This window comes from Herbaspirillum sp. NPDC087042 (genome assembly GCF_044745245.1).
Classification (GTDB): domain Bacteria; phylum Pseudomonadota; class Gammaproteobacteria; order Burkholderiales; family Burkholderiaceae_D; genus Herbaspirillum.
Window position 1 is genome coordinate 589,988 of the sequence record NZ_JBIUZW010000001.1, and the last position, 18,011, is coordinate 607,998.

An 18,011-nucleotide genomic window follows, 5' to 3' on the forward strand; every position below is an offset into this window, starting at 1 on the left:
AATGTTGCCCGCAGTCAGCGGAGGAAAAGCGGGGGGAACAGCGGGGGGATCATCGAATGATCAGCGCGTGGTCAGCCCGGCGAGACCGAACTGGCGTAGAACAGCCTGAGCTCCGTCCCCATCTGCGGCGGGATGCGGGCCACGAAGGCCGATCGCCATGGGGAATGGCCGGAGCCGCCGCGACGTTCCATCAGGCAGACATAGCGCCAGCCCTGGTAGCGCAACAGCGCAAAGGACGCATGGCGCAGGCCACGCACACTGTGCGGTACCGGCGTACCGAGGCTGACCGCCTGCGCCAGGTAGCCGCGATGGGAATTGACGAACAGGTAGTCGGCGCCATCGACGCTGGCACTGGCATAGCCGACCCGCCAGGTCTTGTTGTCTCCGTCAGGGAAGAACAGCCGGTACGCCGGGTGTGCGCCATTGTCCATGGCCTGCAAGCGGCCTTTGAGCGGCGCAATCACCACCGGATTGCCATCCAGCGGGCCAAAGGCCAGGCAGGTGTCGATCACCTCCTTCGGAGGCTGCTGCGCCACGCTGCACGAGGCATTGCAAACCAGCAGCACAGGCCAGACGGCGCGCATCGCGGGCATTGCCAGGCGGCGAAAAAGGGGGCACACATACATGGAGCTGGCACTTTCACGAACGACAACGGGGACCCGGGCGGGTCCCGGTCAAGTCATCGTTACAGAACCAGGTTGCGTGCGATATCAGAAAAGTCTGAATGTTTAGGTCAAAAATTGCTGTGCCAGTCCCTCCCGACCCGGTCGCCCTGCTTCCCGCCGACGCCGCCCAGTGCGACGAAATGCCATTGTGCCGCCTCGACATCGTAGAGGGCGACCTGGTTGACGTCCTCCCCGGCCGCCACGGTAGCGGGAATGCGGTCGATGGCGCGGCTCGCGTGCGCGGCGCGCTGACGATCGCTGCAGGCGAGGATCGCGCTCAGCGATTCGGCGTGGGCAAACAGACCGGCGCCTTCCCACAGGCGCTGATAGGACGTCAATTCGTCTTGCACAAGCTGCAGATGTACCGACTCGATCCCCGGCCATACCAAAGCCTGCCTGGCCAGCGACAGCCGTACCAGCGCCCCCTGGCGACGTACGGCCAGGGCGCCGTCACGCGCGCCCCAGGCCAGATGCAGGCAGTAGTGCAGCGGCCCCGTGCCACTGCCCAGCAATTCCCGCGGCTCGAAACCGGTTGCCGGGACCACCTGGTACTGCTCTGCTGACAGACCGCACCAGGCAGCGTCGAAACAGGCATCGAAGGGCGACAGATAGACCACCATGGCCGCCTGCGGCTGGCCATGCCGGTCAGCCCGCTGCTCGCACAGGACCTGGCAATCGCCCCATTGGCCCGACCGACCACCCTCCTGCCGTGTGCGCAGCACGACATGGAGCGATGCCGGCGCCTCGATCACATGCCGCGTGGGCAGGTGGTACATGTGTTTGGGCAGATGGGACAAGACCGGCTCTCCTCGCAAGATGACAACAATGACAACAATGACAACAATGGCAACAATAACAACAATGGCAACGACCCTGGAACACTCTCCAGCGCAAGTTCGCCATGTTTTCACATCTGCAGGCGTGCCGGTATCAGAAAAGTTCGAATATGTCAGTCAACTTGCAGGAACCAGATGGATTTGTTGTCCCGCCAAAAGGACCAGCGATCCTCACGACGACATGCGAATCGGCTTGTCCGAGGGACGCGGGTTCAGCGGCGGGTCCTCGACCGGAATGGGATCGTCATCGGGCAGCTCCGGCGGCGGCAGATGGGGATCATGGGTCGGCGGGTTTTCCTGGGGGGTATGCAGGGCAAAGCTCAAGTCAGCCTCCTCTCGGGCATCGGCCGATGGACCACACACGGATGGACCGTGCGCTCAGTCCTTGCCGATCGTGGTGCTAGGGTTCTGGTGTGGAATGGGGTCTTGCGACGGTGTCGGCTCCAGCGGTGGAACCTCCACCGGCGGCGTATCCTGGGGCTTGTGCATGTGCGTCTCCGGTGACGATGGATGAGGGCGCAGTGGCTGGTCTGCGGGACCGGGCAGCACGCCGTCGTCGGCATTGGCCCAGGGATCTTCGGTGCCGTCCGGCTCCAGTCCCCGCTCGGCGGCTGGCTTGGGCTGGCTGATGGCAACGCGGGATTGCGATCGTACGGGTTCCATGGCGCTCCTCCTTGGCCGGGTTGTGGCATGGAATATTCATTCTACGACGTTGCGCGACACGTCACAGCAGGACACCCGCCCATCCACCTGTAGGAGGGATGGAAAAAACGCCGCCAGCCTCGCGGCCAGCGGCGTTTCCGGTCTCCTCCATGCGGGCCTTGGCCCCGATGCCGATCTCAGGCGGCCTTGAGCGCCCGGCTGACGATGTCCTGCGCCTCGGCAAAGATCTTGTCGAGGTGCGTCTGGTCGCGGAAGCTCTCGCCGTAGATCTTGTAGATGCTTTCGGTACCGGACGGGCGTGCCGCGAACCAGCCATTGTCGGTGACGATCTTCAGTCCACCGAAGGCCTTGCCATTGGCGGGCGCCGTCGTCAGGACCTCGCGGATGGTGTCGCCCGCCAGCTCGGTGGAAGTGACGTCGTCCGGCGACAGCCTGGACAGGCGGGCCTTCTGCTCCGGAGTAGCGGCGGCTTCGATACGGCCATTGAGCGGCGCGCCCAGTTGCTGGGTCAGCTCCTGGTAGATGCGGCCCGGGTCGTTGCCGGTGCGCGCGGTCATCTCGGCGGCCAGCAGCGCGGCGGTGATGCCGTCCTTGTCGGTGCTCCAGGGCTGGCCGTCGAAGCGCACGAAGGACGCGCCGGCGCTCTCCTCGCAACCGAAGGCCAGGCTGCCGTCATACAGGCCGTCGACGAACCACTTGAAGCCCACCGGCATTTCCACCAGCTTGCGGCCCAGGTGGGCGGCGACCCGGTTGATCATCTGGCTCGATACCAGGGTCTTGCCCACGGCCGCATCGGCGCGCCAGGCGGGACGATGGCGGAACAGGTAATACACCGCCACCGACAGGTAGTCGTTGGCCGGCATCAGCCCGCTGCTGCTGGCGACGATGCCGTGGCGATCATGGTCGGTATCGCAGGCCATGGCCACGTCGAAGCGATCCTTCAGGGCAATGAGTTCGCTCATCGCATAGGGCGAGGACGGGTCCATGCGGATCTGCGCATCCCAGTCCAGCGGCACAAAGCGGAAAGTGGCATCGACGTCGGTATTGACCACTTCCAGGTTGAGCTTGTAGCGGTCAGCGATGGCCGACCAGTAATGCAGGCCGGCGCCGCCCAGCGGATCGACACCGATCCTGACATTGGCGCCGGCAATGGCGGCCAGGTCGATGATATTGGGCAGGTCGCCAACATAGCTGTCGAGGTAATCGTAGCGACGCGTGGTCTCGGCCTTGAGCGCCTGCTCGAAGCTGATCCGGCGCACGCCCTGCAGCTGCTGCTCCAGGTAGGCGTTGGCGCGCTTCTCGATCCAGCCGGTGACGTTGGAATCCGACGGGCCGCCATTGGGCATGTTGTACTTGAAACCGCCATTGTCGGGCGGGTTGTGCGAGGGCGTGACCACGATGCCATCGGCCAGCTTGTCGCGGTGCACGCGGTTATGCGTGAGGATGGCGTGCGACACGGCCGGGGTGGGCGCATACGGGCTGCCCTCGGCCAGCATGGTCACCACGTCGTTGGCGGCCAGCACTTCCAGCGCGCTATGCCAGGCCGGCTCGGACAACGCATGGGTATCGATGCCCAGGAACAGCGGCCCCTTGAAGCCCTGCTCGCGGCGGTAGTCGCAGATGGCCTGGGTAATGGCCAGCACGTGCCATTCGTTGAAACTGTGGGCGTTGGCGTTGCCACGATGGCCCGAGGTCCCGAAGGCCACGCGGTGGCTGGCTTCGGCCACGTCGGGACGCAGGCTGTAGTAGTTGGACAGCAGCACCGGCAGATTGACCAGTGCCGAAGGGGCGGCGCGCTTGCCGGCCAGGGGATTGACGCTACTCATGGTGGCTTTTCTTGATAGATGGAAACAGGACCGCATTGGGACCAGCCATGCCGGCGCAAAGTGCAGCGCCGGGACAGCCGATTCTCTTTCTCGCTATGTTGGCGGGCATTGTAACGGCAGCGCAGCATTTGCAGCGCAGCATCGTGCAATCTTGTAGAGGGGCTTGCCCTGGATCATTTTCACCCCGAGGGAGCCGCCCGCCCTGCCGGTCACGCCGACATGGAAAATGCGCCCGCGCGCAAAGGCGCGGACGCATCGTCCAGGGGCTGCCGCCGGCAATGGCATTCGTACCGATTTGTACCTGATTTGTACTTGGTTTTTGCCTGGCTACGGGGCTGCTCAGGCCCGCCTGAAGGCGCGCACGATCACCAGCAGTACGACCGCGCCCAGCGTAGCCGTGATGATGGAGGCCAGGATACCGCCACCCACGGCGATCCCCAGCAAGCCCGCCAGCCAGCCACCGATGACCGCGCCGACGATGCCGATCAGGATATCGGCCAGCAGCCCGAAGCCGCCGCCCTTGACCAGTACCCCGGCCAGCCAGCCGGCCACGGCACCGATGATCAGCCATGCGATGAGTCCATGTTCCATGATGTTCCCTTTCCATATCGTTATCGGGTGTCTTTGCTCGTTCCGCCGCATGCACTGCAACGGATGAGGTCATGGTAGGAAGACAGCTGCGTATGAGCTATCGGACAGCGGCCCATTTCCTTGTAGGACAAGCCCCGTAGACGCGCCCTTCCGCCCGCCGGGAGCGGCTGGCCCGGCAACATGCTGCTGGCCCGATGCAAAGGCGCGCGGCTTCCTGTTTTCCTACACATCAAAAGGCGGCATTCCTATAGTGCTGCGCCCCGAGTTTTCTTAATCTGGCGTCCAATCGGAGCAATGCAGTGCAGCATCCCATGCCAGCGGTCCGAGCAAACTGACAAACAGATAGACAGACAGGCAGCACCGACACGAAAGCCACCATCATGCCCACCACCGATTCCAGCCAGGAGCAAGCATCCAGGATTGCCGCTCCATCCTTCGCCCAGCAATATGCGCGCTATGCCCGTGAATCGGCCGACCTGATGCAACAGATTTCGACCAAGGCGCCGCAACTGGCCACGGTACTGGAACAGCTCAATGAAGGATGCAGCCACCGCCGCATCGAGCTGGGCTCGCCCGCACCTGTGCCCGTGCAGCGTCGACGCTACGCCGGGCGCCGGCCTGAGGGCAGCCTGCTGGATATCGCTGCTGGCCTGCTCAGTCATGCCTTCCCGGGTGTGGCACCGCTATTCCATGGTTGCCGGGCGTTCCTGCAACTGAAGATGATCAAGAACAACAAGCAGGCATGAGGTGCCAACGCGCCGCAGAGCCTGTCGTGCATGTGGGTGAGGATGCCACGTCCTTCAACTAAATCTACCTGGGCCTACCATGAAGAAAATCACCAAAGCAGTCTTTCCCGTCGCCGGTCTGGGCAGCCGTTTCCTACCCGCCACCAAGGCGCAACCCAAGGAAATGCTGCCCATCGTCGATAAGCCACTGATCCAGTACGCCGTCGAGGAAGCCGTCGAAGCCGGCATCACCGAAATGATCTTCATCACCGGCCGCAACAAGCGCGCCATCGAGGATCACTTCGACAAGGCCTACGAACTGGAGAGCGAACTGGAAGCCGCCGGCAAGGTCAAGCTGCTGGAAACCATCCGCCACGTCGTACCCAAGCACATCAACTGCGTCTACGTGCGCCAGGCCGAGCCCCTGGGCCTGGGCCACGCCGTGCTGCTGGCCAAGCCGCTGGTGGGTGACGAACCCTTCGCCGTGCTGCTGGCCGACGATTTCATGGATGTCGAGCCCGGCCAGAAGAATGTGATGGCGCAGATGACCGCCATGTACGAGCGCGAAGGCAAGAGCCTCTTGGCCGTGCAGGATGTGCCGCGTCCGGAAACCCGCCAGTACGGCATCGTCAGCGGCAGCGCCTACGGCGATCGCCTGGAACTGATGAGCGGCATCGTCGAAAAGCCGGCCCCGGAAGAGGCTCCCTCCACCCTGGCCGTGGTGGGCCGCTATGTGCTCACCCCGGCCATCTTCGAACGCCTGGAAAATATCGGCACCGGCGCCGGCGGCGAGATCCAGCTCACCGACGCCATCTCGGCCCTGTTGCAGCAGGAGCAGATCCTGGCCTATCGCTACGACGGCCAGCGCTTCGACTGCGGCTCCAAGCTCGGTTACCTCAAGGCTGCCGTGGCCATGGGCTTCAAGCACAAGGAAGTGGGCGGCGGCTTTGCCCAGTTCCTGCAGGAGTTCGCCGCCCAGCATGACCTGGCCCAAGCGGCCCAGCCCAAGGGCCCGGCCACCGTCACCCCGCTCAAGCCCAGCGGCAGCAACCACAACGCCACGTCCACGGGCCACACCGAAAAGCAGCCAGTAGCAGCCAGTAGCGTCATGTAAGTCCCCAGTAGAGAGTGTTGTTGATTGCAGTCCTGCCCTTCGGGCCGGACTGCTTTTTTTATGGGTGTATGCTTCGTGTAAATTGTTTTCCCGCGTTGTCACAGAGCTTTAACCTGGACTTGCTAGGATCGCGGCGGTGAATCTGGAGAAGTTCATTTCGCCGGGACGATGGAATCGTCGCATGAGGGTGCCGATGAGCGACAGTGTCTGTTTTTGGTCAGAGGAAACAGGCTGAAAACGTTTGCATATGTGAAATTTGTTATGAAATCGTTCACAACTTGCAAGCCCGATTGCGGCGAAGGCGCAAAAAATATATATTGTTTATATCAATTTTCAACAGGAGCGTTCATGGCCACCAGAGTTCAAGCCGCAGCAGCATCGACCGAAAAGAAGAAACCCGTCGCCAAGGCTGCACCGGCAGCCAAGCCGGCGGTGAAGAAAGCTGCCGTCAAGCCTGCAGCGCGTGCTGCGGCCAAGCCGGCGCCGGCGCCCAAGGCAGCTCCGGCAGCCAAGCCCGCTGCTGCTCCCAAGGCGGCCGAGCCGGTCAAGGCTGAAAAGAAATCCGAAAAGATCGAAAAGGCGCCCAAGGCCAAGAAGGTCAAGCAGGTGCGCGACAGCTTCACCATGCCCGAGAACGAATACGCGGTGCTGGCCCAGGTCAAGAAGTCCTGCCTGAAGGCTGGTGTCGAGATCAAGAAGAGTGACCTGCTGCGCATTGGCGTGTCGCTGATCAAGAACCTCAAGATCGCCGAGCTCAAGGATATCCTCGGCGGCCTCACGCCCCTGAAGGTGGGTCGTCCCAAGAAGTAATTCCCTGGCACCTGCCGCAAGGCGTGTCATCGTGATGCCGCCCGGTCCTGCGACCGGGCGGCATTGTTTTTGGGGTCAGTTCTTCTCGCCGATGATCTTCAGTACGCGCCAGCGCCCGTTGGCGACCTGGTACAGCGTAAAGACCGGATCCCGCAGATTGCCCTGCGCATCGAAGGCGATGTTGCCGGCAATGCCACGGTAGCGGATCTTGTGCAGCTCCGCCGTCACCTTGGCGGGCTCCACCGAATCGGCCTCGCGCATGGCCGCTGCGATGACGCGCACGGCATCATAGGCAAAGGGCGCGTAGAGGTAGATCTCGTCCTTGTAACGCGCCTTCCATGCGCTCTCGAAGTGGGTCCATTGCGGCCCCTTGTAGGCGGGCAGCCCGGGCTCCACCACGGTGGTCCCCTCGCCTGCCGGCCCGGCCAGCTTCAGGAAGGTCGGCCCCACCAGGCCACCGATGCCCACCAGTGGTGCCTTGATCTGCAGTCGCCGCAGGTCCTGCGCCAGTTGCGCCGCCTGGGCATCGATACCGGCAAAGAACACCACGTCGGGCGCGATGCTGCGGATGGCGCGCAGGATGCTGTTGAAGTCCGAGGTCTTGCTGCTGACCGAATAGCGGGCGGCGACCCGTCCCTTCAGGGTGGCCACCGACTTGCCGAATTCGTCGGCATAGGTGCTGCCGAACAGGGTGCGGTCATCGATGACGACGATGGACTTGGCCTTCAGGTCGTGCAGGACATACTCTGCCGTGTGCCTGGCGCCATCACCATCGTGTGGCACGATACGAAAGGCGGTAGCTGCGCCCTGCTGCGTATAGGCGGGAGCCGTCACCGCCGGCGACACATGGGGGATCCCTGCGGCGGCATAGATCTTCGAGGCAGGGATGCCCACGCCGCTGTTCCAGTGTCCGACCACGGCGGCCACCCGGCTCTTGACGAAGTATTCGGCGATCAGCTCGCCGGTGCGTGGGTCGGCGCGGTCGTCCTGCGGCAGCAGCTTGAAGAGCACTGGCTCGCCGCCGATGACCGGGCGGCTCTCGTTGAGATCGTCGATGGCCAGCTGTGCCGCCCGTTCCAGGCTGATTCCGGTACTGCCGGAAAGTCCGGTCATGGGGGCTGCCAGGCCAATGACCACGGTGCGCGGCGTCTGCGCCAGCGCGACCTGGTTCACGCTCCACGCCCCCGACATCACCAGCGCGGCGCCCAGCAGGATTGTTCTACGCATTACCTTGTTCGTCCTCGTTGTTTGCTGTATCGATGCTTGCCAGCCTACTGCCTAGCAGGTTTCGCGCCATGCGCGATCTGCCCCGTCCACTCAGAAATTGAATTCCCACTCGCACGCCTGACCAGCCTGCAGGGTGCCGCCTACGCCGGCGATGACGATGGCGTTCTGGCCAAAAGTCAGGCCGCCGTCCACGCGCGGGTTGGCGCGATAGGTCGCCAGGGTATCGAGCGGCTCGTCGGGCCATTGCGGGTCGCGCAGGCCGCTGGCCTGGTCGATGCCCGGCACCGGGCAGCGTGCACAGGGCTTGACCAGTTTCAGGCGCACCTGCTGCGCGCCTTCACCGAAGCTCAGGGTATCGATGTAGTCTTCTTCGTAGGCGTCCAGGCCGTCGATGACCAGATTCGGACGGAACCGGTCCATCGTCAGTACCGGTGCGCCCTTGGCCGCCAGGCGGGCATTGAGGTCATCCAGCGAGGACTGGCCGATCACCAGCAAGGGGTAGCCGTCGGAAAACTGCGTCGGCGCCCGGTACTCACCGGTCCAGCGGCTGTTGGCCAGGCGCTCCACGGCCGGATCGAAGCGCACCAGGCGCACCGCCTCACCCAGGTAGGCGGAGAACCAGTCTGCCGCCCTTGTCCCCTGGTCCAGGGCTGCCAGCGTGGATTTCCAGACCTGCACGGTCAGTACGGCACCATCCTCGCCACGCGCATCCAGCTGCAGCGGGCTCATGCCGGGGGCCTGCAACACCAGCGCCCCGCCCTCCAGTACCGGGCGGATGCATGCCATGGCCGGATGGCTGCGCTGGGTCAGAAAGCTGCCCTGGGCATCGACCACCATCCAGTGGCGGTCCAGTGCCAGACCCAGCGGGCCGATCTCGGCGTGTTGCAGGGCGATGCCGCCACACGACTTGACGGGATAGAAATAGATGGCGCTAAGCGTGGACATGATGCGAAATGGGCGTTTGCAAGATATAGTTTCGGCAAGACATTACCATAAGGCTGGCGTGGACTTGCAAGCGAAAACCGCATCGTCCCCATGTCATGCGACAATGCCAACAGATTTTTTCCTCCATCCTCACCATATGGGACAGACATGCTGGTCGCCAAATTCTTCCACCTGCTTGGCCTGACCCTCTGGGTAGGCGGCATGTTCTTTGCTCACATGGCCTTGCGTCCCGCGCTGGCAGTCTTGCAGCCGGAGCAGCGGCTCACGCTGATGGCGGCCGTGCTGGGCAACTTCTTCACCTGGGTATGGATCGCCATCGCCCTGCTGCTGGGTAGCGGCATGCACATGATGGCCCTGCTGGGCAGCGCCCATGCACCCTACCTGCATGCGATGGCCGGCATCGGTGTTGTGATGATGCTGATCTTCGGCCACATCTATTTCGCGCCGTTCCGCCGCCTCAAGCTGGCCGCCGCGCAGCAGGACTGGGATCGCGCCTCGCGCGCGCTGGGCCAGGTGCGCCTGCTGGTGAGCGTGAACCTGTGCCTGGGCCTGCTGACCATCGCCATCGGCGTACTGGGGCCGCTGGCGGCGTGAATCCACCACATCCAACACGACAAGAGGGGAAATGCCTGTGCTGACCGAATCACAACGACAAGAGGTAGCCGACCTGCTGTGGGATTGCTGGGCACATGGTCGCCGTGTCGCACAACTGCCGGCCCATCTGCAGCCAGGCAGCCGCCAGGAAGCCTATGACATCCAGGGCCACCTGGAGACCCGCAGCTTTGCGCCCCTGGCCGGCTGGAAGATCGGCGCCACCGGACCGGGTGGACAGCAACTGCTCAACATCACGGCGCCGCTGGCCGGGCGGCTGCTGGCCGAGCGTATCCATCGCAATGGCTCGCGCGTGGCCCTGGGCAACAGCCTCATGAGCGTGATTGAGGTGGAGGTGGCCTTTCGCATGCGCGAGTCGCTGCCGCCGCGTGCCACCCCCTATACCCAGGAAGAGGTGCTGGCCGCGGTCGGCTCGGTGCATCCCGCCATCGAGATCCCCGATAGCCGCTACGACAACTTCCGCCAGGTCGGCGCCGAACAACTGATCGCCGACAACAGCTGCGCCGACCAGTTCGTGCTGGGCGCCCCGGCCAATGTGGACTGGCGCTCGCTGGATCTGGCCGCACTGACCACCACGGCCATCCTGGACAACGGTGAAGAGCGTGCCGGCAGCGGTGCCCAGGTGCTGGGCGACCCGCGCGTGGCGCTCACCTGGCTGGCCAATGAATTGCGCCAGCATGGCTTGACGCTGGGCGCCGGCCATGTCGTGGCGACCGGCTCGACCATCGTCCCCATGCCGGTGCGTGCCGGCCTGACCGTGCGCGCCGAACTGGGTGTGCTGGGCTCGGTGACGGTGCATCTCGACTGAGATCCTTCCCTGCCACCATGAAAAAAGGATGAGCCGTGCTCATCCTTTTTTGTTTGCCACACCGGGGAGACTCAACCCGGCTTGACCTCATCGTAGCGGCGCGCCAGCTCCTGGCGCAGCGACTTGCGGATGACGGCGGCCTCGAAACGACGCTTTTCCTCTTGCGAGAAGGGGCGCAGCGGCGGCACCGGAATCGGCTTGCGCTGGTCGTCCACGGCCACCATGGTGAAGAAGCAGCTGTTGACGTGGCGCGTCTCCTGGGTGCGGATGTTCTCGGCCACCACCTTGATGCCGATTTCCATGGAGGACGTGCCGGTGTGGTTGACGCTGGCCAGGAAGGTCACCAGTTCGCCCACGTGGATGGGCTGGCGGAACATGACCTGGTCGACCGACAGGGTCACCACGTACTGGGCGGCGTAGCGGCTGCCGCAGGCATAGGCGACCTGGTCCAGCAGCTTCAGGATGGTGCCCCCGTGGACGTTGCCGGCGAAATTGGCCATGTCCGGCGTCATCAGGACCGTCATGGTGAGTTGGTGAGATGGCAGATCCATGATGCTTGGCTCTCTCTGTTGATTGTGGCGATGGTTGGAATGGTCATGCTTGCGCAGGCCGGCGCTGGGCGTCTGTCACGCCCATGCGCCGGCCCCGGGGGCGTTCGTGGAGGAAAGCACCCCGTATGCGGCCCGTATTATCTGCCAGTGCGGGCCGGCATGGCAAAAAAACTCGCGTTCAGGCTCAGGCCCGTACCACCGGCTCGGCTGCGGCAAAGTGCTCCTGGCAATTGCGCAGGAACTGCTGCACCGAGGCACTGATGGCTTCCGGCGACCAGCCGGCGATGTGCGGCGTGAGCACCACATTGGGCAGGCCGATGAGGGCCGCCGGCGGCTTGGGTTCGCCTTCGTAGACATCCAGTCCGGCGCCGGCCAGGCGGCCCGCCAACAGGGCCAGGGCCAGGGCCCCGGTATCGACCACGCTGCCGCGACCGATATTGACCAGATAGCCCCGGGGGCCCAGTTCCTCGATCACGCGGGCATTGATCAGGTGCTGCGTCTGGGCACCACCCGGAGCGGCCACGATGAGGCAATCAGCCCAAGCGGCCAGCTGGGCCACGTCCGGGAAGTAGTGGAAATCGACATCGTCGCGCTTCTTGCGGTTGCAGTAGCCGATCTCGGTATCGAAGGCGGCCGCGCGGCGGGCGATCTTCTTGCCGATATTGCCCATGCCGACGATGCCCACGCGCTTGCCCGTCAATTGCGGTTGCAAGGGGATGGCATCGCGCCAGCCGCCGTCGCGGGTATAGCGGTCCAGCACCGGGATATGGCGCATGGTGGCCAGCAGCAGTGCCAGCGCATGGTCAGCCACGCAATCCTCGTTGGTGCCGGCACCGGTGGCGATCTCGATGCCATGGGCCTGGGCGTGGGCGGCGTCGATGTTCTCGAATCCGGCGCCCAGCGCGCACACCAGTTGCAGATGCGGCAAGGCGCGCATCTCGTCGGCAGTCAGGCCGGTAGAACCATTGGTCAGCACCACCGCCACTTTCCTGGCCGGGCCGGCGATCATCTCGTCGCGCCGCGGGCGGTCAGGGGCGTACAGGATGTCGTAGTGGGCGGCGATGGTAGCGGTGCTCTCTTCGGAGAGGTGGATCAGGACGAGTAAGGGCGGTTTCATGGAGTCGGTCTGGTGGTGCAGTGAAGGAAAATACACAATGCCCGACATTCTATTGCGAATCCTGCATCTTGGCCGCAGAGGCGGGGCCGCTATCTCCATGCGAATTCCATGCCACCAATGACAAGGCCCGGTGCGCAAGGCAACCGGGCCCGGCTGGCGAGACGCCATCGCTGTCGGAGTCAGTGATGGACGTGCTGCTTGTCCAGCATGTCATGGGCGACCTGGCGGGCACCCTGTTCAGCCGATTTTTCATCGGCAAAGGTCTGTTCGGCCAGCACCCGCTGGGCGGGGAATACCGGATTGCGATGCATGGGATTGGTCGAATGCCCGAAGATGGCCACCTGCGCCACCCACTCCTCCCCGCCGATCACCCGTACACCGGAATACACAACCTCATAGTCACCTACATGTTCGGTTGGCATGGTCTGTCTCCTTTGCTCCTGTCTGGCTGGACATGGCGGCACTGCCGCGCTCAGGCAGCGCCGTCGCCGGCACGGTCACTCAGATGTGTGATGGCGTAGCCCTTTTCACCGATCTGCAGGAAGGCATCCTCGGCCTGCAGGGTGAAATGCCGCTTGCCATCGCGCTCGAAATCCACGTTGCGCTCGTGGATCACCCAGTCGGTATTGGTCACCTCTTCCGGCATGGCTCGCTGGTGGGGAAGGACGAGATAGGAAAACAATCCATCGGCATCCGGGCGCTTGTACACATCGACTTTCATCATTGGCCTCCTGGTCGGGTTGATCAATGGCGCAACGCCGTAGCGGGCGCATCCTGAGATGCGACTGGCCGTGCCGGCATAGGTTCACCGTGCGGACGGCCGGGGCTACAGAAAGCGGCATGCACTGTCGGCCTTGTCCGACAGCAAGCTCGCGTACGCCTCTCGTTTCACCATAGCACCTGCCAGGAGCGCTTGCCAGCGCTTCGGACGAAATGCCAGCATCGGTCAGTCCGCCTGGCGGCGCAGCCAGGAGAGCAAGCCCGTCAGGCTGCGAAAATCAGCCAGCGAACGGCACTGGATATGGGGATGCCGCTCACGCAGCATGCGCGAGAGCGCACTCCCCGGCCCCAGCTCCAGCGCGACGGTGACGCCACGCTCGACGCAGGCATCCATGCAGGCAGCCCACTGGATGGTCTCGGTCAACTGACGCGCCAGCAGCTGGCGCGCCTGCCCGCCGTCGGCAATGCCCTGCCCGCTTACGCCGGCCAGGAGCGGCATGGCGGGGGCATGGACGGCCATGGCGTCCAGCTCAGCCAGGAAGGGGGCTACCGCCTCGTGCATCAGGGGGGTGTGGGATGCCAGCCCGATCGGCAAGGCCGCACTGCGCACGCCTTGCCCGGCCAGCGCGGTGGCGGCGGCCTGCAAGGCAGCGTTCAGGCCGCCTGCAATCAGGGTATCGGCGCCGGTGACGATGGCGGCGTGGGCGCCCTGGGACTGCAGGCGGGCTTGCAAGGCATCCACCGCCATCCCGCCGAACGACATCAGGCCCTGGGCCGGCGCGGCGGCAGCGGCCTCGCTCATGAGCGCCGCACGGCGCGCCGCCAGCGTCACGGTGGCGCTTGCATCGAAGACACCGGCAATCGCATAGGCGGACAACTCGCCGACGCTATAGCCAGCCACTACCGCAGGCGCGCCGGCGATAGTCTCCAGCTCTGCACGCAAGGCCTGCCAGGTGGCCAGTTGGGCGGCCACGATCAGCGGCTGGGCGCAGATATTGGCAAACAACTGCGCCGGGTCGGCCAGTACCTGGGCCAGCGGCGCCTTGAGCAGACGGTCCAGGTCACAGCGGGACAGGAATCCGGCGGCCTGCGCATCCTCGCGCAGCAGATCGAACATGCCGGGATGCTGGCCGCCCTGCCCCGGGCAAAGAATCGCCAGGCGCATCGTCATGGCGGGCTGCGACTGTCCAGCTGGCTGGCCTGGTGCATCAGGCAGGCCGCTGCCAGCAGGTCGGCCGCGCCACCGGGTGACAGGCGACGCGCCACGAAGAGGCGATGACACGCCAGCGCCCGGGCTTCCCAGTCTGCACTGGCCGTGCCGCCCGCGGCCAGGAAGGCGGCGCTGCGCTGGAGCACCAGTGTCGCGCCATCGGCGCCCCCCCGGTGATAGACATTGGTATCGCTGATATGCGCCATCAGGGCGAACAGGGCATCGATCTTGGCATCGTGCCAGCGACGGCCCTGGGCCAGCGTCTGCTGCAATTGCGGCAAAGCCACCTCGAAGACGGCGGGAAAACCCAGCGCGCCCTCTTCGCGCGCACCGCCCACGGCGTGCTCCACGGCGACGCGTTGTCCATGGCTGCGAGCTCCGCTGGCGACGCTCGCGCCGCTATGTCGCGCCAGCGCATCGCCCCACTGGATCAGCAGCGTCGCGCGCACGGTGGCCGGCTGCAGCGGCATCTTGCGGCCACGGCAATAGGCCATGGCGGCGCATAGCATGCCCAGCGCAAAGATCGCACCGCGATGCGTATTGACGCCGCCGGTGGCGCGCAACATGCGCTCCTCGGCGCTGATGGCCAGGCGCTGCAGGCTGTGGAAGGGCGCGCCCTCCAGCCCGGCCAGGGCGATCCGGGCAAAGTAATGGCGCAGCGAAAAGAGGCTGCGCAGGAAGGTGGTCGCCGTCATGTCGGCATGACTGCCATTGTCCACCAGCGAGACCAGACCCGGCTTGGGATAGAGCACCAGCTCCTGGTGCAGGCTGCGCACCGCCAGGCGCGCCAGGGTGCGGCAGAATGCCTGGTTCTCGCGCGCCAGGCGGCGTTGCTGCATGTGATGCGGCGCGCTTGTTGCCAGCGTGGCGGGATGGGTGTTCAGGCGGCGCATGGCTGTCGTTCCTGCTCGGGCAGGCCGGCGACCAGGGCACCCACCGACTCCAGCGCGACGGCATGTAAGCGCTTGACCAGCACCCGGCCCGCCTCGTCGCCGCCCAGGACGGCCACCTGACGCCATTCCTTCCACGACACCGCGGCGCCATCGGGGAACACGATCTCGCCATCCAGCGGCAGGAACATTGCCTGCCAGGCCAGCAGGCGCACGCCCTCGCGCAATTGCGCCCGGCTGTGCGGCACGAACAGCAGGTCGATGTCGGAACTGCTGCGCACATAGGGCTGGGCCGTCACGGCTTGCCAGGCCAGCGAGCCGAACACCGCCATGGCGATGCCGGCGCGTTCCAGGTGCTGCTGCAACTCCGTCATGCCAGGCTGCCACGCAGCGGGCAGGCCGCTCAGATTGGCCGCCGCTATGTCGCGCAACAGGAAAGGCGCGCGACGGCCGGCGATCTCATCGGGCCGTACGCGCAAGGCGATGCGCGGCTTGTTGCCCTGCGCATCCGGCGGCAGGGCGATGCCTGCGCAAATGTCATCCACCCCGGCATCCGCATCGGCACGCCGCACGACCACCGGCCAGCGCATGCGCTGCCAGTGCAGCAGTGCGGCATGCTGGCGTTCATCGCCGGCCTCCTGTTGCAGACGCACCCAGCCGGCATCGCTGAGCCAGAGCAGGTGATGACGCGGCAACATCAGTTCAGCGGCGCGTCGTTGGCGACCGCCTCGATCACGCGCTGCGCCCATTTGCGACCACCACGCTGCTGGCCGACGGCGGCGCGCGTATCGGCGCTGCGGTCCACCGACAGCGCATCGCGCAGTGCCTGCGCCAGGTCGCCATTCCAGATCTCGGCCACGCCACCCATGCGCTGGTAGTTTTCCGGCCCCGGGGCGAAGACCGGATTGCTCCTGGCCAGTTCGGTCAGGCGTTCTTCCGGTACCTTGGTGATGCGTGCCATGGCCGGCAGGCCCATGACGCGGATGGTCGCCTCGGGCAAGGCGTAGCAGGCATCGGCAATGAGACCGCTGGTAATGAAGCCACCCGAGAGCGCCTGGTCATAGACCAGCCCGACCACGCGATGGCCCTGGCGGCGTGCCAGTTCCACACACTTGCCAAGATGCGCCATGTAGCTGTTGATGCCCAGCATCTCGTCGCGATGACGCAGGCGCTGGCCCTGGGTATCGACCAGGATCACGATGGCGCGGCCGGGATGCTCGCGCACGGTATCGAGAATGGCGGCGGCCTGCGCCAGCGCGATCTCGATGCCGATGGGGGTGTGGCCGGTGGTGCCGACCACGGTGACGGTGGCGCCATCGACCTGGGCGGTACCGGAAAGGAAATTGTCCTTCTCGCTGATCTGCTGGCCCTGCGGAAACAGGGTCTGCGCCAGCGCGCGCCAGTCCACCTGGCCGGGGGCAGCCTGGGCTGCGGAAGTTGCGGCTTGGGTCATGCTGTCCTCTCAGGCATTGAACGGGATGCGATGGCTCTCGGCCATGGCAGTGAAGGCCTCGGCCTCCAGCATCGGCACCGCTTGCGGTGCGGGCACGCCCAGTTCGGCCCAGATATCCATGGGGTCGTCGGCATCACCGAAGACGGCGATGCGCCGGCGCAGCGTCTCCTGCTCGGCCTGCAAGGCCGACAGCGTCAGCGGCGCCGGACCAGCATCGGCCAGGGCAGCAATGGCGGCCTGGCGGAAAGCCTCGGTATCATCGCCCACCAGTTGCTGGCAATCGCCGATCAGGTAGCGATGCTTGCCACCGGTGGTGCGCCAGACCAGGGCGCGGTCGCGCGAATCGAATTCCTCCACGCCGTTGGCCGTCTCGATCACCTCGGGACCGGACATGGCCAGCCGCCCTTCCTCGGACATGATGATGGTGTTGGCGCAGCGCGCCACGATGCCCATGCCGCCGAAGCAGCCATTGGCGCCGCCCACCAGCACGATCACGGGGATACCGGCGGCACGTGCCTCCAGTACCGCGCGCATCACTTCCGAGACGGCGATCAAGCCGGCATTGGCCTCATGCAGGCGCACGCCGCCGGTTTCCAGCAGCAGTACCACGCCAGCGGCCTGCTTGCGGATGGCGCGCTTGAGCAGGCCGACCAGCTTGGCGCCATGCACCTCGCCCACGGCACCGCCCATGAATCCGCCCTCTTGCGCCGCGGCCATGACGGCACGACCGCCGAGCTGGCCTTCGCCGATGATGACGCCGTCGTCAAAGGACACCGGCGCATCCAGCTGCCCCAGGTGGGGACTGACCACCCGCTGCGCGGGCGGCAGCAGTTCGGTGAAACTGCCGGCATCGAGCACGGCCAGGATGCGCTCGCGCGCGGTGGCTTCCAGATAGCTTGCGCTCATTGGCCCTCCTCCACCATGGCTTCCACGGCCTGGTCCAGCCGCAGGCTGACCACGGCGGGCGTGGCGCCCATGTCATTGATCGAAATGCGTGTATCGGCCAGATGCCAGCGCTGCTGGAAGTCGGTCATCACCGCTTCCCAGATGGCGCCGAAACCGCGCGCGGCGGTCTTGATCTCGATGGCGCAGGCGCCCTTGAGGTCGGCGTTCTCGATCAGCACTTCCAGGTTGCCGGAGCTGACCACACCCACCAGTTCGGGCGCGGCCTTGAGGCGGCGCTGGCCGTTTTCAAAGCGAAAAGTCAAAGTTTCCATCGTGTTCTTCCGATTGCTTATCGATTGCTTA

Annotated in this window: 23 protein-coding genes; 5 read left to right on the forward strand and 18 right to left on the reverse strand. The window is 65.1% G+C overall.

Annotation, left to right across the window (positions count from 1 at the left end; genetic code table 11):
• Nucleotides 1-71: 71 nt before the first annotated feature.
• From ACIPHN_RS02625 to ACIPHN_RS02650, 6 genes are all read right to left on the reverse strand, one after another.
• Entirely contained in the window at nt 72-584 is a 513-nt protein-coding gene (locus ACIPHN_RS02625; protein WP_400432301.1) for a hypothetical protein, read from the reverse strand.
• Between the two features lie 149 nt (nt 585-733).
• Nucleotides 734-1,462: a hypothetical protein gene (locus ACIPHN_RS02630; RefSeq protein WP_400432304.1), complete on the reverse strand. Its 729-nt coding sequence runs from the start codon at nt 1,460-1,462 to the stop codon at nt 734-736.
• 210 nt (nt 1,463-1,672) lie between these two features.
• Nucleotides 1,673-1,825, reverse strand: a complete 153-nt coding sequence (locus tag ACIPHN_RS02635; protein WP_400432307.1) for a hypothetical protein — start codon at nt 1,823-1,825, stop codon at nt 1,673-1,675.
• Nucleotides 1,826-1,879: 54 nt separating this feature from the next.
• Nucleotides 1,880-2,164, reverse strand: coding sequence for a hypothetical protein (locus ACIPHN_RS02640; RefSeq protein WP_400432310.1), 285 nt, complete (start codon nt 2,162-2,164; stop codon nt 1,880-1,882).
• A 176-nt stretch (nt 2,165-2,340) separates the two neighbouring features.
• Nucleotides 2,341-3,990: a phosphoglucomutase (alpha-D-glucose-1,6-bisphosphate-dependent) gene (pgm, locus tag ACIPHN_RS02645; protein WP_400432313.1), complete on the reverse strand. Its 1,650-nt coding sequence runs from the start codon at nt 3,988-3,990 to the stop codon at nt 2,341-2,343.
• Between the two features lie 339 nt (nt 3,991-4,329).
• Nucleotides 4,330-4,581, reverse strand: coding sequence for a GlsB/YeaQ/YmgE family stress response membrane protein (locus tag ACIPHN_RS02650; protein WP_198980782.1), 252 nt, complete (start codon nt 4,579-4,581; stop codon nt 4,330-4,332).
• 380 nt (nt 4,582-4,961) lie between these two features.
• Between ACIPHN_RS02650 and ACIPHN_RS02655 the strand changes: the two genes are divergently transcribed.
• The 3 genes from ACIPHN_RS02655 to ACIPHN_RS02665 all read left to right on the forward strand — a co-directional run bounded on the left by ACIPHN_RS02655 (nt 4,962) and on the right by ACIPHN_RS02665 (nt 7,230).
• Complete coding sequence (locus ACIPHN_RS02655) at nt 4,962-5,327, forward strand: hypothetical protein (protein WP_400432316.1); 366 nt, start codon at nt 4,962-4,964, stop codon at nt 5,325-5,327.
• A 79-nt stretch (nt 5,328-5,406) separates the two neighbouring features.
• Complete coding sequence (galU, locus tag ACIPHN_RS02660; RefSeq protein ID WP_400432319.1) at nt 5,407-6,420, forward strand: UTP--glucose-1-phosphate uridylyltransferase GalU; 1,014 nt, start codon at nt 5,407-5,409, stop codon at nt 6,418-6,420.
• Nucleotides 6,421-6,768: 348 nt separating this feature from the next.
• Nucleotides 6,769-7,230, forward strand: coding sequence for a hypothetical protein (locus ACIPHN_RS02665; RefSeq protein WP_400432322.1), 462 nt, complete (start codon nt 6,769-6,771; stop codon nt 7,228-7,230).
• A gap of 75 nt (nt 7,231-7,305) precedes the next feature.
• Here ACIPHN_RS02665 and ACIPHN_RS02670 read toward each other — a convergent pair whose 3' ends face one another.
• Nucleotides 7,306-8,457, reverse strand: coding sequence for a branched-chain amino acid ABC transporter substrate-binding protein (locus tag ACIPHN_RS02670; protein ID WP_400432325.1), 1,152 nt, complete (start codon nt 8,455-8,457; stop codon nt 7,306-7,308).
• Nucleotides 8,458-8,547: 90 nt separating this feature from the next.
• Nucleotides 8,548-9,402 (reverse strand): MOSC domain-containing protein, encoded by an 855-nt coding sequence (locus ACIPHN_RS02675; RefSeq protein ID WP_400432328.1) that lies wholly within the window; start codon nt 9,400-9,402, stop codon nt 8,548-8,550.
• A gap of 147 nt (nt 9,403-9,549) precedes the next feature.
• On the opposite strand from ACIPHN_RS02675, the gene ACIPHN_RS02680 reads away from it, so the two are divergent.
• Together ACIPHN_RS02680 and ACIPHN_RS02685 are read left to right on the forward strand one after the other, a co-directional pair.
• A complete protein-coding gene (locus tag ACIPHN_RS02680; protein ID WP_400432330.1) occupies nt 9,550-9,996 on the forward strand; it encodes a CopD family protein in 447 nt (148 codons plus the stop codon).
• A gap of 31 nt (nt 9,997-10,027) precedes the next feature.
• Nucleotides 10,028-10,822, forward strand: coding sequence for a 2-keto-4-pentenoate hydratase (locus tag ACIPHN_RS02685; RefSeq protein ID WP_400432333.1), 795 nt, complete (start codon nt 10,028-10,030; stop codon nt 10,820-10,822).
• A 71-nt stretch (nt 10,823-10,893) separates the two neighbouring features.
• Here ACIPHN_RS02685 and ACIPHN_RS02690 read toward each other — a convergent pair whose 3' ends face one another.
• The 10 genes from ACIPHN_RS02690 to mdcC all read right to left on the reverse strand — a co-directional run bounded on the left by ACIPHN_RS02690 (nt 10,894) and on the right by mdcC (nt 17,980).
• Nucleotides 10,894-11,373: an acyl-CoA thioesterase gene (locus tag ACIPHN_RS02690; protein ID WP_400432336.1), complete on the reverse strand. Its 480-nt coding sequence runs from the start codon at nt 11,371-11,373 to the stop codon at nt 10,894-10,896.
• Between the two features lie 184 nt (nt 11,374-11,557).
• The gene (locus tag ACIPHN_RS02695) at nt 11,558-12,490 is read right to left on the reverse strand and encodes a 2-hydroxyacid dehydrogenase (protein WP_400432339.1); all 933 of its coding nucleotides are present in this window, start codon (nt 12,488-12,490) and stop codon (nt 11,558-11,560) included.
• Nucleotides 12,491-12,669: 179 nt separating this feature from the next.
• The gene (locus tag ACIPHN_RS02700; RefSeq protein WP_400432342.1) at nt 12,670-12,912 is read right to left on the reverse strand and encodes a hypothetical protein; all 243 of its coding nucleotides are present in this window, start codon (nt 12,910-12,912) and stop codon (nt 12,670-12,672) included.
• 50 nt (nt 12,913-12,962) lie between these two features.
• Complete coding sequence (locus ACIPHN_RS02705; RefSeq protein ID WP_400432345.1) at nt 12,963-13,211, reverse strand: DUF6139 family protein; 249 nt, start codon at nt 13,209-13,211, stop codon at nt 12,963-12,965.
• Between the two features lie 225 nt (nt 13,212-13,436).
• Nucleotides 13,437-14,381 (reverse strand): ACP S-malonyltransferase, encoded by a 945-nt coding sequence (locus tag ACIPHN_RS02710; protein WP_400432348.1) that lies wholly within the window; start codon nt 14,379-14,381, stop codon nt 13,437-13,439.
• Nucleotides 14,378-15,313, reverse strand: coding sequence for a triphosphoribosyl-dephospho-CoA synthase MdcB (gene mdcB, locus ACIPHN_RS02715; RefSeq protein WP_400432351.1), 936 nt, complete (start codon nt 15,311-15,313; stop codon nt 14,378-14,380). The genes ACIPHN_RS02710 and mdcB overlap by 4 nt, the downstream gene beginning before the upstream one ends.
• A complete protein-coding gene (gene mdcG, locus ACIPHN_RS02720; protein WP_400432353.1) occupies nt 15,301-16,008 on the reverse strand; it encodes a malonate decarboxylase holo-[acyl-carrier-protein] synthase in 708 nt (235 codons plus the stop codon). The genes mdcB and mdcG overlap by 13 nt, the downstream gene beginning before the upstream one ends.
• Nucleotides 16,008-16,763, reverse strand: a complete 756-nt coding sequence (gene mdcE, locus ACIPHN_RS02725) for a biotin-independent malonate decarboxylase subunit gamma (protein ID WP_400432356.1) — start codon at nt 16,761-16,763, stop codon at nt 16,008-16,010. Before mdcE ends, mdcG begins: the two co-directional genes overlap by 1 nt.
• 9 nt (nt 16,764-16,772) lie before the next feature.
• Nucleotides 16,773-17,669 (reverse strand): biotin-independent malonate decarboxylase subunit beta, encoded by an 897-nt coding sequence (locus ACIPHN_RS02730; protein WP_400432359.1) that lies wholly within the window; start codon nt 17,667-17,669, stop codon nt 16,773-16,775.
• A complete protein-coding gene (gene mdcC, locus ACIPHN_RS02735) occupies nt 17,666-17,980 on the reverse strand; it encodes a malonate decarboxylase acyl carrier protein (RefSeq protein ID WP_400432362.1) in 315 nt (104 codons plus the stop codon). The genes ACIPHN_RS02730 and mdcC overlap by 4 nt, the downstream gene beginning before the upstream one ends.
• Between the last annotated feature and the right edge of the window lie 31 nt (nt 17,981-18,011).